Origin of the sequence: Alloprevotella sp. OH1205_COT-284 (assembly GCF_003859795.1) — a bacterium.
Lineage (GTDB): Bacteria > Bacteroidota > Bacteroidia > Bacteroidales > Bacteroidaceae > Alloprevotella.
Genome location: NZ_RQYI01000001.1, coordinates 181,366 through 194,812 on the forward strand (window position 1 = coordinate 181,366; position 13,447 = coordinate 194,812).

Here is a 13,447-nt window from a genome sequence, read left to right on the forward strand (position 1 = left end):
TCTTATGCGAAAAATATTTTCTTTTCTCCTTGTGCTAACGACGGTTTTTCCGCTCAAAGCGCAGGAAAACCATAATTTTGAAACGGCCAAAGCCCTCGAAATTTTCAATGCCCTCTATCGGGATCTCGATCTTTTCTATGTAGACACGCTCAATGCCGAAAAGGCCGTGGGCGATGCCATTCTCTACATGTTGGGACGACTTGATCCTTACACGGAGTTTTATAAAGAAAACCGCACCGATGAGTTGCGCACGCTGACCACCGGAAAATATGCCGGAATAGGGTCGCCCATACGTTTTCACAAAGGATCGGATCGTTGTGTGTTCGATGCTCCTTACGAAGACATGCCGGCGGCAAAGGCCGGTGTCAGAACGGGCGATGTGATCTTGAAAGTCAATGGTGAGGACGTGGGTGTTTGCGGAAAGCAAAGCCGTTCCGAATACACCGCCTCCGTCACCTCGCGTTTGCGCGGAGAGCCAGGCACGTCGTTCATTCTCACCGTGAAACGTCCCGGCACGGAGAAACCGCTGCATCTCAAACTGACGCGCGAAACCATCAAACGTCCTTCCGTGTTGTACAGTACATTGCGTCCGGACGGCATCGGCTATGTGCTGCTCGACGGATATACGGAAGATACGGGTCGCGACATGAAAGCCACTCTTGAAGCGTTGAAAGGCAAAGGGGCAAAACGCCTTGTCTTAGATCTCAGATCGAATGGGGGAGGCTTGATGGGAGAAGCGGTGAAGGTGCTCAATCTTTTTCTTCCGAAAGGAAAACTCGTGCTCGAAACCAAAGGCAAGGATCCGGAATCCAATCAGACGCTGAAAACCAAAGATGACCCTTTCGATACGGAAATGCCGATTGCCGTGCTTGTGGATTATGCTACCGCCTCGGCGGCCGAAATTACTTCGGGAGGCCTGCAAGACTATGATCGTGCGGTGGTCGTCGGGCGTAGAACTTATGGAAAGGGATTGGTGCAAACACCGCGCCCGTTGCCTTACGAAACGGTTTTGAAACTCACCACCTCAAAATACTACATTCCCTCCGGGCGATGTGTGCAGGCGTATGATTTCAAAAATCGCGGAGCCGACGGACAACCCAAGCACCTGCCCGACTCTCTCTGCAAAACCTTCAAAACGGCAGGCGGTCGACCGGTCAAAGACGGTGGGGGTATCATTCCCGACATTATCGTGAAGCAAGACTCCCTGCCCAACCTCATCTCCTATCTCGGAGCTTCGGAGGAGTTGTTTGACTATGGCGTAGATTTCCGAAATCGTCATGCCTCTATCGCTCCGGCTCGTGAATTTTCGCTTTCCGATGAGGAGTTTGAGAACTTCAAACGCTTCATGGCCGCGACGAATTTTACTTATGACAATCAAACCAAAAATGCGCTCCAACTTGTGCGCCGTTGGGCGGAGTTTGAGGGCTATGCCGCCGAGGCCAAAGCCGAGTTTGAAGCCCTCGAAGCCAAACTCAGCCACAAATTGGCCGATGATCTCGAACTGTGGAAGAAGGACGTGAAAAAGATTGTAGAGTTGACCATTGTCGCACACTACTACGGACAGCGCGGCATCGTGGAATATACGCTCGAACGGGATCCGGATTTCGATGCGGCGGTCAAAGTCCTCAACGATGAGGCGCGCTATAAGGCCATTTTGGGTAAAAAATAAAATAATGCTTCAAAGCAAGGAGATGACGGACGACTGTGTCCCTCGCTCCTTGATTGCACTTTCAATAAACCTTCATTCTGCTTCCTCACTCCCGACACTGCCGGCGTTTTCGTCCGATGCCGTGTCCGTAAAGCCCATTATTTCACATGAAACTTCTGCTTTTAGGCTCAGGCGGCCGCGAACATGCCCTTGCTTGGAAAATCGCACAAAGTCCCAAAATAGAACGGCTCTTCATTGCTCCCGGCAATGCGGGAACGGCATCTGTCGGAGAAAACGTGGCCATTGCGGCCGATGATTTCGCCGGCATCGCGCGTTTTGTGCGAGAAAATGGCGTGGATATGGTGATGGTCGGCCCCGAAGATCCTTTGGTCAAGGGGATTTACGACTATTTCCTTGCGCATGAAGACGTGAAACATATTCCCGTCATCGGCCCTTCCAAAGCCGGTGCCGTGCTCGAAGGGTCGAAAGATTTTGCCAAGGCCTTCATGTCGCGTCACGGCATTCCCACGGCCGCTTATCGCACTTTTGACGGAACGCAGGTCGAAGAAGGCTGTGCTTTTTTGGCCACGCTCCAACCTCCCTATGTGTTGAAAGCCGACGGGCTTTGCGCCGGAAAAGGCGTGTTGATTCTTCCCACGCTCGAAGAAGCGCAACGCGAATTGCGAGAGATGCTCGGAGGTATGTTTGGCACTGCTTCGAGCCGAGTGGTGGTCGAAGAGTTTCTTTCCGGCATCGAATGCTCGGTTTTTGTCATCACCGACGGCACGAACTATAAAATTCTCCCCGAAGCCAAAGACTATAAGCGCATCGGAGAGGGAGATACCGGTCTGAACACCGGAGGTATGGGGTCGGTGAGTCCGGTGCCTTTTGCCACTCCCGAATGGTTGGCGCGTGTCGATCGCGAAATCATCCGTCCCACGGTCGAAGGTTTGAAGCAAGAAGGCATTGTCTACAAAGGATTTATCTTCTTCGGATTGATCAACTGCGAGGGCAATCCGAAAGTCATCGAGTATAATTGTCGCATGGGTGATCCCGAAACGGAAAGCGTGATGCTCCGCATCAAGAGCGATTTGGTAGATTTGTTCGAAGGAGTGGCGGCCGAAGATTTGGAAACTCGTTCCATTGCCTTCGATGAGCGTGCGGCCGTCTGCGTGATGTGCGTGAGCGGTGGCTATCCTCAAACCTACGAAAAAGGATTTGCCGTCACCGATACCGATATTGAGGGGAGTGTCGTTTTCCACGCCGGTACGACGCTGAAAGACGGACAGGTCGTGACCGACGGCGGACGGGTCATTGCCGTCAGCTCCTATGGGGCGACTCGCCAAGAGGCATTGAAGAAGTCTATGGAAGGAGCGGAACGCATTCGTTTTGAAAAGAAATACTTCCGTCGCGACATCGGTTTCGATCTCGATCTCTGATATATGGTTGAGCCGCATCTCTTCTTAAAAATATTCCCTTAAACACCCCTGATTATGCGAGAACGCACTTTCCGGCATCGTGTCGTCAATAGCGTGGCAACGCTGCCCGTCGTTGCCGTCGTCGGGGCATTGCTGTGGGTTTTGCCCGATTTCAAAGATCATTATCTTTGGGGCGGCCTTTTGGTAATAGGTGCGATGACGTATATTCTCGTGGAGTGCAACAATCGTTTTCAGCTGTTGCGCATTCGCACGCAGATGACGGCTGCCGTTTTTCTGACGCTGTTTGCCGTTTTCCCCGAACTGCACCGTCTGTCGTGGAGTTTTCTGCCGGTTGTTTGTTTGCAGTTATGTTATGTCGTTTTGTTCAACGCTTACGGCGAACATGAGCCTCAGGGACTGCTGTTTCATGCGTTTTTGTTTTTGAGCCTCGGAGCTTTCGTCTTTCCGCCGTTGCTATTGCTGCTTCCGTTTTTGGTCGTTTCTATCCATGTGCAGTTGAGGGCGTTGAGTTTCAAGGGACTGCTGGCCGGCTTTTTGGGATTGCTGTTGCCTTTGTGGATATATCTCCCGGTGTTGCTCCGAGAGGGGCGTTTCAATGTTTCGGAACTGCTCCTTTGGTGGAACAGACAGCTTCCCCGTCTTTCGGATTATTCCTCTGTGCCTTTGGCGCATGGAGTGGGGTGGGGGATACTCGTTTTCCTCGGTTTGATTTCGATTTTGCATTTTCTGAGCACCTCTTACAACGACAAAATACGCACTCGTCAGTATTTCTACTTTCTGCTCGTTCAAGAGTTTCCGCTTGTGGCTTTGACATTGCTCTATCCCCATGCGTTTTCTGTGCTTTTCCCTCTGCTTATTCTCAACAACAGCCCATTCATCGCCCACTACTTTGCTTTGGCACGTGGGCGCGGCCTTAATTTTTGGTTCTGTCTGTGGCTGTCGGTCGTGATGATGACGGGAGTGGCCAATTATTTTGATTTATGGAATCTGTTCTGCAATTTTTTATAGACAACGGTACGGTTGGCATGTTTCTCTCCGCCTTTTTGGCCGGCAGTGTCGTTCCGCTTTCTTCCGAGTTTGTTTTGATGGGTTTGGTGGCCGTCGGAGGTACTCCTTTCGAACTGTTGTTTTCTGCCACCGCAGGCAATACGCTCGGTTCGTGTTTTAATTACTGGTTGGGAAGTTTGGGCAAGGAGGAGTGGATTGAGCGATGGACGAAAATCAAACCCGAACAGCTCGAACGCGGCAAGCGTCATGTCCGCCGTTTCGGATATTGGGCAGGACTGATGGCATGGATTCCTGTTTTGGGTGAACTGATTACGGTCGCTTTGGGCTATTTGCGCACCAATTTCCCACTGACCATGTTCACCATATTTGTGGGTAAATTGGTGCGCTATTGGCTCATCATTGCCGCCACGACCGGTGCTTTGTCTTTGTTTTGAACCTTCTCTTTGTTTTCTGCTTATGTTGAAGTCTCTTTTTGCCTGTATGGCTCTTGTCGGTTTGTTTGCGTCTTGTTCCGAAAATCTGCACGACAAGTTGCTGGTATCTGTCAGCATCGATCCGCTTCGCTATTTTGTGGAGTCCGTTGGCGGTGATCGTTGTCAGGTGAACACGCTTGTGCCGTCCGGTGTCAGCCCCGAAACTTATGAGCCGACGCCCAAGCAGGTGGTGGAAGTCAATGAGAGTGCCGTTTATTGCACGATCGGCACGCTCGGCTTTGAACACACACGTCTGCAACAACTCACACACAACAATCCCCGACTGCTCATCGTGAATGTGTCCGACAGCATCGCTCCGCTGCTCACGGAGGGCGATTGTTGCAAAACCGACGGGCATCATCATGCCGACGGCATGGATCTTCATACTTGGCCTTCAACCACATCGGGGCGGAGAATAGCCAAAAATGTGTTGAAAGCCCTTTGTGCCGCCGACTCGATGAATGCTGCAACCTATATTGCCCGCCACGACAGCCTCGTGCGGCATATCGACACGATAGAAACCCAAGTGCGCGAGCAGCTTAAAGATCTCGAACATCGCACGTTTCTCATTTATCATCCGGCACTCGGCTATTTCGCGCGCGATTTCGGGCTGAGGCAGATTTCTGTCGAACAAGACGGAAAGGAACCCTCCGTGGAGAGAATGCAACAACTGATTCGGCAATCTCGTGCCGAAGGCGTAAAAGTAGTGTTCGTCCAAGAAGAGCATGCCGGAAGGGCTGCACGACGCATTGCCGAAGCCATTGGCGGGCGCGTGGTGAGCATTGCTCCCCTTTCTCGCGATTGGGACAAACAATTGCTCCACATCGCACGTTCGCTCGCCGAATAGGCCTCAATGCGTTTGCTCGCCTGTCTTTTTGTTTTTTGTTGCCGTATGTCTTCCTCCTGCCCCATGCAACTGTTGTCGCTACATCATGTCACTGCCGGTTATGACCGTCGCCCTGTGCTCTCCGATTTTTCGCTGGTTGTTTCCGACCGTGATTTTATCGTGTTGAGAGGAAAGAACGGCGGCGGAAAAACCACCCTTCTCAAACTTCTTGTCGGCCTGCTGACCCCTATGGAGGGGCGTGTGGAGCGTGCGCCGAAGCTCACCTTGGGCTATTTGCCGCAATATCGGAGCATCGATCGCCGTTTTCCCATAACGGTCGAAGAAACTGTTCGGAGCGGTCTTCAAAGTTCGCTTCGTTGGTGGCAGCGTTTCGGCAGTTCTCATCGGGCAACGACGTTGCGGCAACTTGAAAAGCTCAATTTGCTCCACCTCGCCCGGCGTCCCATACACACCCTTAGCGGCGGCCAATGGCAGCGCACCCTTTTGGCGCGTGCGCTGGTGAGCAGTCCCCAACTGCTGCTGCTCGATGAACCCGATACGCATTTGGACGTTCAGGCCAAGGGAGAGCTGTATGCCGCTCTCTTGCGTGAACACCAATCTCGCGCCATCGTGATAGTGAGCCACGACAATACAATTCCGTTGTCCCCCGAAGCACGCATCGTGGAGGTCGGATGAGTGTTCTCTTCATCTTTTACGATTTTATCTCCTTTTTGCAGCGGTTTGATAAAAAAGCACTATATTTGCAATCGCCTCCCTATGGTCATATGGGCATCTTTGCCGCCGACTTTTTCGGAGGAAACCGTTCACATCAACTTTCTTTTTTCTCTCAACAACAATTTTATGACAATGAAACGAATTTTACTGCTCATGGGCATTGTCTTTTTCGGTATGACGGCAATGGCTCAAAAGGATAGCAAGTCCATAAGTCTGAATCTGGCCTATGGCACAGAAGTCAAAAACGTCGGCGTCGGCTTGAAAGGAGCTTACTTCATCACCGACGAGGTGCGGGCAGAGCTCGGATTTAACCGTTTTCTCAACAAAAGCAACACCAACATGTGGGACATCAATGCCAATCTCCACTATGTGTTCAACCTCTCCGAAAAAGTGGCTTTCTATCCCATTCTCGGTTTCACCCTTACCAACTGGGGAGCGGCAAGAGAAGTGACGGACAATGTGACGAACAAAACGGAAAAGATTTGGAGTTATAGCAGCCGTTTGGGTGCCAACTTCGGTCTTGGAGCGCAATACAACATCAGCGATCGTGTTTTCTCGCTTTTGGAAGTGAAGAAGCAGGTGGTCAGCGACTACGATCAAACCGTCGTATCTCTCGGCATCGGCATGCGATTTTGAACACTCCCCCCGACTCTCCGCCACATCCCTCCCCGCATCTTCCTTATTCGGAAGCAGGGAGGGATGTGTCTTTTTTGATGTGGCGAAGCCGTAAGCAAAGCCGCTCTTGTTGTCGTCGCGTTTCCGATGAAACCGCCTTTTTCGGGTGCATTTCCCCCTATAATTTTATTTTTTGCCGTTTTGCCTTCACTAAAACGCATATCGCGTTGATTATGAGTTCGTTTTGTGCGAAGGCAAGTGAAGGCAAACGCCCGGAAGATTTTGTAATATGCTGAATTTCAGTAATTCCCGGTGAAGGCAAATCCCTCGTTTTGCTTTCACCTGCTTCCGCCATTGCGGTGCGTAAATTCTCCTTTTTCGAGGCGGTGAAGGCAAAATTTAGCTCCAATAGGTTGATTGGCAGGGAGTTGGGAGAAGGACTTTTGTTTTGCCTTCACTTGCCTTCACCGTAAACTTTCTGGTGTTCAGTGCTTTGTGCTGTTTTGCGGAGGCAGTGAAAGCAAAATGTTATCACAAGGAATACGCGCGTGCGCGCGAAAGAGGCCGTTTTTCCGATTTGTCGGGAGGTAGATTTCCCTACCTCAGAGCCGGAATTTTCTACAAGCCGTGTAGAAAGAAATAGCTCCATGGCAAAACACCCTGCGATGCCCTTGCGAGAGATTCGGCCGGAGGTTTTCCCATCGGCGATAAAGTGGGGAAAAGTAGATTTTGAAAGAGGAAACGCCCGGCCGTCACCCAAAAACCGACGGCAAACAACCCTTCGGGCGACAAAAATGGCAGAATGACGGAGCGATATTTGAAAAACCTGCAACTCGAATGCACAAAATGAGGTGTTTTGCGCAAAAAACGGCAAATAATCACGCTATCATTTGTTTATCTTAAATATAAAGTCTATTTTTGCCGACGTAATTGTTTCAAACAACAGAATTACTAATTATAAAACAATCTAAGAACATGTCTGAAATTGCAGAAAAAGTAAAGGCTATCATCGTTGAAAAGCTCAGCGTTGACGCAGCTGACGTGAAAGACGAAGCAAGCTTCACCAATGACCTCGGTGCCGACTCTCTCGAAACCGTGGAACTCATGATGGATCTCGAAAAGGAATTCAACATCACCATCCCCGAAGAAGTTTCCGAAAAGATCTCCACCGTAGGTGAGGCTATCGAATACATCAAAGCCAACGTATAAATCACGGCTGCGCCATGAGTCGGCCTCCTTTTCGGGCAGACTTGTAAAACTGAATGTGCTAATGTGTTTGGATTTCTTTCAGAGTCATACATATTAGCACATTTAAGCATAACTCCACCCCCTTCCCACATCATTCATACTTATGGAATTAAAAAGAGTCGTAGTCACCGGTCTCGGTGCACTTACCCCCGTGGGTAACAATCTTGAAGAAACATGGGAGAATATCGTTAAAGGTGTCAGCGGCGCCGCTCCCATCAAAGGTTTCGATGCTTCTCAGTTCAAAACTCGGTTTGCCTGCGAAGTCAAAAACTTTCAGGCCACAGATTTCATTGACCGCAAAGAAATCCGCAAAATGGATCTTTATGAGCAATATGCGCTCGTGGCAGCAATGGAAGCTGTGAAAGACAGCGGCATGAACCTCGAAACCATCGACAAAAACGAGGTGGGCGTGGTGCTGGGCGTCGGCATCGGAGGCATTCACACCTTTGAGGAGCAAATCAGCGAATACGCGCTCACCAAAGAAGAAAAAGGCCCTCGTTTCAATCCGTTTTTCATACCCAAGATGATCGCCGACATTGCTTCGGGACGCATCTCCATTCAATACGGATTTCACGGCCCCAACTACACCACGACGTCGGCTTGCGCTTCGTCCACCAACGCCATTGCCGACGCTTTCAACCTCATTCGTCTGGGCAAAGCCAATGTGATCGTCACGGGCGGCGCGGAAGCTGCCATCACCGAAGGCGGCGTGGGAGGCTTCACCGCCATGCACGCCCTTTCCACGCGCAACGACGACCCCATGCGTGCCAGCCGTCCGTTCAGCAAAAGCCGTGACGGCTTTGTGATGGGCGAAGGTGCGGGCATCCTCATCCTTGAAGAACTCGAACACGCCAAAGCACGCGGTGCGAAGATCTATTGCGAAATCGCAGGCGTGGGCATGAGTGCGGACGCTCACCACCTCACCGCCTCCCACCCCGAAGGCTTGGGAGCAAATCTCGTAATGAACCGCGCATTGAAAGATGCGGGGATGGCGCCCGAAGACATCGACTACATCAACGTACACGGCACTTCCACCCCCGTGGGCGACGTGTCGGAAGCCAAAGCCATCGGACAGGTCTTCGGAGAGCATGCCTACAAACTCAACATTTCATCCACCAAATCGATGACCGGACACCTCCTCGGAGCAGCCGGAGCGGTCGAAGCCATCGTTTGCTGCCTCTCGGTGAAGAACGACATCGTTCCGCCAACGATCAACCACGAAGACGACGATTGCGACGAAAACATCGACTACAAGATGAACTTCACCTTCAACAAAGCACAACAGCGCACCGTGCGCGCCGCTCTTTCCAACACGTTTGGCTTTGGCGGACACAATGCTTGCTGCATCGTGAAGAAATACCAAGACTAAGCGTCTTTTAGGACAGATTGTCGACTTTTTGAAATAGTTGTACGCTCAGCCGTTACAGAGTAACCGGTTGAGCGTACAAAACTATTTTTGTATCCGTGAGAAACACTCGGCAAAACGTCTGTCACCAGTTTGACTATACTTATGAAAAATTTTATAGATCGGGCTAAATTCTTTTTCAGCAAAGACAAGGAGTTTCGTTCTGCCCTCTACCACATCATGGGGTTCTACCCCCACAACATCGATCTCTATCGCATCGCCTTCGCCCATAAGTCGCAAGAATACCGGTCGAAGAAATCGGGCAACAAACCGCTCAACAACGAACGGCTCGAATTTCTCGGCGATGCGGTGCTCGAAACCGTTGTGAGCGACATCGTTTATCGCCGCTTCCACAACAAGCGAGAAGGCTTTCTGACCAATACACGCGCCAAAATCGTGTCGCGCGAATCGCTCGGACGATTGGCCAAGGAGCTGGGCATCGATCGCCTCATACAAAGCCAAACCCACTCGCGATCCCACAATTCCTATCTGGCCGGCAACTCCTTTGAAGCCCTCATGGGAGCCATCTATTTGGACAGAGGATTTCGCTACGCTTTCCGGTTCGTCGAAAAACGCATCATCGGAGTCATGCTCGACCTCGAAGGCGTGGCACACAAGGAAGTGAACTTCAAGAGCAAACTGCTCGAATGGAGTCAGAAAAACCGCATGCGAATCGAGTTTAAGGAAAGCCAAAGCGGAAACAACAACGGCAACACCCCCAACTTCTTCACCGAAATCATCATCGAAGGCCTGTTCGTCGGCGAAGGCAAAGGATTTTCAAAAAAAGAAAGCCACCAAAACGCTTCGAAAGACGCACTCACGCAGATGAGGCGCGACGCACAATTCCTCGACAGCATATTTCGTTCCAAGGAGAAGCGCACGGCCATGGAGGCCGACGAGTTTTTCGTTCTGCCCAAAATCGACGAAATCGAATCTGAAATAAATCGGGGACAACACGAAAAAACGGAACGTCCGAAACGCCAAGAAAGGAAAGAAAAGAAAACGACACCGAAAGGCGAAAAGGACAAAAGCAAAACCGAAAAGGCGGCCGGAAGCAAAAACACCCCCAAAGCCGACACAAAGGCCGAATCGAAAAACGGCGGAAAGCAGGAACGCGCCGAAACGAAAGGACGCCACAAAAACGGCGACAGAGAAACCGCCGCAGAAGCCAAAGAGCAACGCAACGCCAAAAAACAAGCTGAGCGACAAAAAGCCGTCGCCGATGCGGAACGCCGACAAGAGGAGTCGGCATCGACGAACGAAGACGAAAAGGCATCTCTCAAAAAAGCCATCGAAATCGTCGAAAACCTCATCGCACAATCCGAACCGCTCACAACGAAGACCGACGCACCGCAGCCCGATGCCTCCCCTGCGCCCCTTTCCTCAGTTTCGGCCGTTGCTTCCGAGGTTTCCGACCCGACGCCGGCAGCCGACCTCATCATCGTAGACAACCTTTTGCCGGCAGCCGAACCGGACGTGCAAACCACACTCCTCCCGCCGAAAGAGAATGCCGAACAGGTTGAGGCCGTCGGCGAAACGGTGGCGGAAACAGCCTCCCCCTCTTCCGGCGAAGCGGCCGTCGCCCCCAATGCTCAATCGCCGCTCACCACCGATGACACTCCCCTCGCTGCCGCCGAACAGACGGAAAACCCCACGGAAACCCCGAAAGCGGAGGAGGACGACGGCGAAACGCCAGACAACGCCAACCCTCAACCCGAAGCGGAGAGCGCACGGGAGGAAGAAGAGGCGACAACGAAGAAGCGGCGCAGACGTTCCGGAAAACGGCAAAGCGCAAAAGACTACGCCAATACCGAAGGCATTCCGGCCGAAACCTCCCGTCGAGCCGAAAAGGCCGAACGGAAGAAACAAGAGGAACTGAAACGCAGAGCCTATGAAAAGGCAAGAAACGACTTGGCTCCCGAGGAGCAAAACCTGCCGCCGGCAACGGAGGAGGGAAGCGAAGAAAAACGCAATGAAGGTCGGAAGCAACGCCGCAACGCCGATCGCCCCTCGGACAACCGTGACAACGGCACAAACGGAAGCGAAGAGCGAACGCAACGCCGACGCAACGACAAACGGACAAACCGAAAAGCCGCCTCAAACGAGCCGACGGAAGCCGAACGACGCGAACGCGAAGATCTTATCGCACAAGCCGAAGCCGCTGCCTACAACGAAAACTAAACAACATTCATCACTCGAAAAAAAAACAAGATACCATGGCATATATGACACAAGAGGGCTACGACAAACTCGTGGCTCAACTCAAACACATGGAGCAGATCGAACGCCCCGCAGCATCGGCAGCCATCGCCGAAGCGCGCGACAAAGGTGACCTTTCGGAAAACGCCGAATACGATGCTGCCAAAGAGGCGCAAGCCACACTCGAAACCAAAATAAACGAACTCAAAACCACCATTGCCGCCGCAAAAATCATCGACACCTCGATGATTCGTACCGATGTCGTGCAAATACTCTCCACCGTAGAGATGAAAAACGTGAAGCTCGGTTCGGTCATGAAATACACCATCGTTTCAGAGAGCGAGGCCGACCTGCGTGCCGGCAAGATTTCCAGCACCACGCCCATTGCTCAAGCCTTGCTCGGACACAAAATTGGCGACGTGGTGGACGCCAACACTCCTCGCGGCGTGATGCAGCTCGAAATCCTCGACATCAGCGTCGGCTGAGGTCTTGGTCATCGCTCTGTGGCAGCATTTCAATGGACAATTTGAATATTTCCGCCCATAAAATCCTCGAAATATGTGAAAATTTCGAGGATTTCTTTGTTTTTAAGTCCCGTGCATTTGGAGCATATTCCTTTTTCGCCTACATTTGCGAACACACAAAAAAACATACGACCATGAAAAAAATACGCTTGTTCTGCCTTCGTCTTTTTCTTTTGACCGTCAGTGTGATTACGCTCAACGCCTGCGACGTCTACATCGAAAACGATGACTATAACCACCACACCGATCGTCAGCGCGCCAATATCATTTCCGGCCAGTGGAAAGGCGATTTCGGCATGTTCTACAAAGCACGGCATCCCCGCACGGGCGAATGGATACACTTCGATGCCGATTATTCCAACATACGCTTTTACAGCGACTACCAGGGAGCACGCAGCGGTTGGGGTAAACAAGTGGACTTCTATCGAAATGGCCCTTATCGCTACCAATACTACCACTTCAACTGGTCGGTGAGAGGCGGAGTGCTCTACTTGGTCTACCCCTACGACGCCTCTCTCAATGTCGAAATCCACGACTACTACTTGGACAGATCCGTTTTCACGGGGCGCATCGGATATTCCAACTTCAAGTTCAAGCTCTTCAAACTCATGAACTTCAATGATTGGAACAGTTTCAACGGCAATTATTCTTTCGCCCCCTACGACGATTGGGTGTGGTCGGACGGAAACTATGCGCCGAAGAAGAGCATAACTCCTTTTGCTCCGGACGCTCCGCAAACGGAGGAGACGGATACCATTTTCCCTTCCGCCGTCGTTCGCGGCAACAAGGGGAATGATGCTCCCGGTCGATAAGGCAGCATTCCGCTCGCCCGAAACATCGAAAGAAACAATGGGTGTGCGATAAGAGGGTTGTCGAACCGCAAAACGGATCTTCTGCTGTGATCTCACAAACCCTTTTATCGCACACTCGTTTTTCTTCTTCCTAAGCATTAGCCGCTCGGCATACCCTCTGCAATCCTTTTTTGAAACAACGCCTTCCAATAAGGAAATTTGCCGTTTGGCCGCCGCTGTTTGCCCTGCACGATTGGATCTCGGACAGCAATGAAAAAGAAAAATCCAAACGGACTGTTGTGGTCAGTCGTTTGGATTTTTTGCTATTTCTTTCTTTTTGTGGTGCGCCTGATAGGACTCGAACCTACACGTCTCGCGACACCAGATCCTAAGTCTGGCGCGTCTGCCAATTTCGCCACAGGCGCAAAACTGTAGGCAAAAATACATCAATCTATTCAGATTGCAAAGAAACAGGCGTTATTTTTTTGCTTTTCGCCTCCGAATTGGTATTTTTGCATTTTGAAATTTTCTTATCG

The 13,447-nt window shown here is 51.3% G+C and carries 12 protein-coding genes and 1 tRNA gene; 12 read left to right on the forward strand and 1 reads right to left on the reverse strand.

The window, feature by feature from the left end; genetic code table 11:
* Window positions 1-4: 4 nt before the first annotated feature.
* The 12 genes from EII14_RS00715 (at window position 5) to EII14_RS00770 (ending at window position 12,932) form a co-directional block, all read left to right on the forward strand.
* On the forward strand, window positions 5-1,669 hold the full coding sequence (locus tag EII14_RS00715) for a S41 family peptidase (RefSeq protein WP_124930651.1): 1,665 nt from the start codon (window positions 5-7) through the stop codon (window positions 1,667-1,669).
* Window positions 1,670-1,815: 146 nt separating this feature from the next.
* Window positions 1,816-3,087, forward strand: a complete 1,272-nt coding sequence (purD, locus tag EII14_RS00720) for a phosphoribosylamine--glycine ligase (protein WP_124930652.1) — start codon at window positions 1,816-1,818, stop codon at window positions 3,085-3,087.
* Between the two features lie 54 nt (window positions 3,088-3,141).
* Window positions 3,142-4,095, forward strand: coding sequence for a hypothetical protein (locus EII14_RS00725; protein ID WP_124930653.1), 954 nt, complete (start codon window positions 3,142-3,144; stop codon window positions 4,093-4,095).
* Window positions 4,096-4,112: 17 nt separating this feature from the next.
* Window positions 4,113-4,529, forward strand: coding sequence for a YqaA family protein (locus EII14_RS00730; RefSeq protein ID WP_233569313.1), 417 nt, complete (start codon window positions 4,113-4,115; stop codon window positions 4,527-4,529).
* Window positions 4,530-4,551: 22 nt separating this feature from the next.
* Window positions 4,552-5,415, forward strand: coding sequence for a metal ABC transporter solute-binding protein, Zn/Mn family (locus EII14_RS00735; RefSeq protein ID WP_124930655.1), 864 nt, complete (start codon window positions 4,552-4,554; stop codon window positions 5,413-5,415).
* A 45-nt stretch (window positions 5,416-5,460) separates the two neighbouring features.
* Window positions 5,461-6,090 carry a metal ABC transporter ATP-binding protein gene (locus tag EII14_RS00740; protein WP_233569314.1) on the forward strand — a complete coding sequence of 210 codons (630 nt, stop codon included), beginning with the start codon at window positions 5,461-5,463 and terminating at the stop codon, window positions 6,088-6,090.
* Between the two features lie 171 nt (window positions 6,091-6,261).
* Window positions 6,262-6,765, forward strand: coding sequence for an outer membrane beta-barrel protein (locus EII14_RS00745; RefSeq protein ID WP_158608288.1), 504 nt, complete (start codon window positions 6,262-6,264; stop codon window positions 6,763-6,765).
* A gap of 954 nt (window positions 6,766-7,719) precedes the next feature.
* Window positions 7,720-7,953, forward strand: a complete 234-nt coding sequence (locus EII14_RS00750; protein ID WP_124930657.1) for an acyl carrier protein — start codon at window positions 7,720-7,722, stop codon at window positions 7,951-7,953.
* Window positions 7,954-8,095: 142 nt separating this feature from the next.
* Window positions 8,096-9,361: a beta-ketoacyl-ACP synthase II gene (gene fabF, locus EII14_RS00755; RefSeq protein WP_124930658.1), complete on the forward strand. Its 1,266-nt coding sequence runs from the start codon at window positions 8,096-8,098 to the stop codon at window positions 9,359-9,361.
* Window positions 9,362-9,502: 141 nt separating this feature from the next.
* Window positions 9,503-11,578, forward strand: coding sequence for a ribonuclease III (rnc, locus tag EII14_RS00760; protein ID WP_124930659.1), 2,076 nt, complete (start codon window positions 9,503-9,505; stop codon window positions 11,576-11,578).
* 35 nt (window positions 11,579-11,613) lie between these two features.
* Complete coding sequence (gene greA, locus EII14_RS00765; RefSeq protein WP_124930660.1) at window positions 11,614-12,081, forward strand: transcription elongation factor GreA; 468 nt, start codon at window positions 11,614-11,616, stop codon at window positions 12,079-12,081.
* A gap of 173 nt (window positions 12,082-12,254) precedes the next feature.
* The gene (locus EII14_RS00770) at window positions 12,255-12,932 is read left to right on the forward strand and encodes a hypothetical protein (RefSeq protein ID WP_124930661.1); all 678 of its coding nucleotides are present in this window, start codon (window positions 12,255-12,257) and stop codon (window positions 12,930-12,932) included.
* Between the two features lie 319 nt (window positions 12,933-13,251).
* On the opposite strand, the gene EII14_RS00775 is transcribed toward EII14_RS00770, so the two are convergent.
* Window positions 13,252-13,336, reverse strand: a tRNA-Leu gene (locus EII14_RS00775).
* Between the last annotated feature and the right edge of the window lie 111 nt (window positions 13,337-13,447).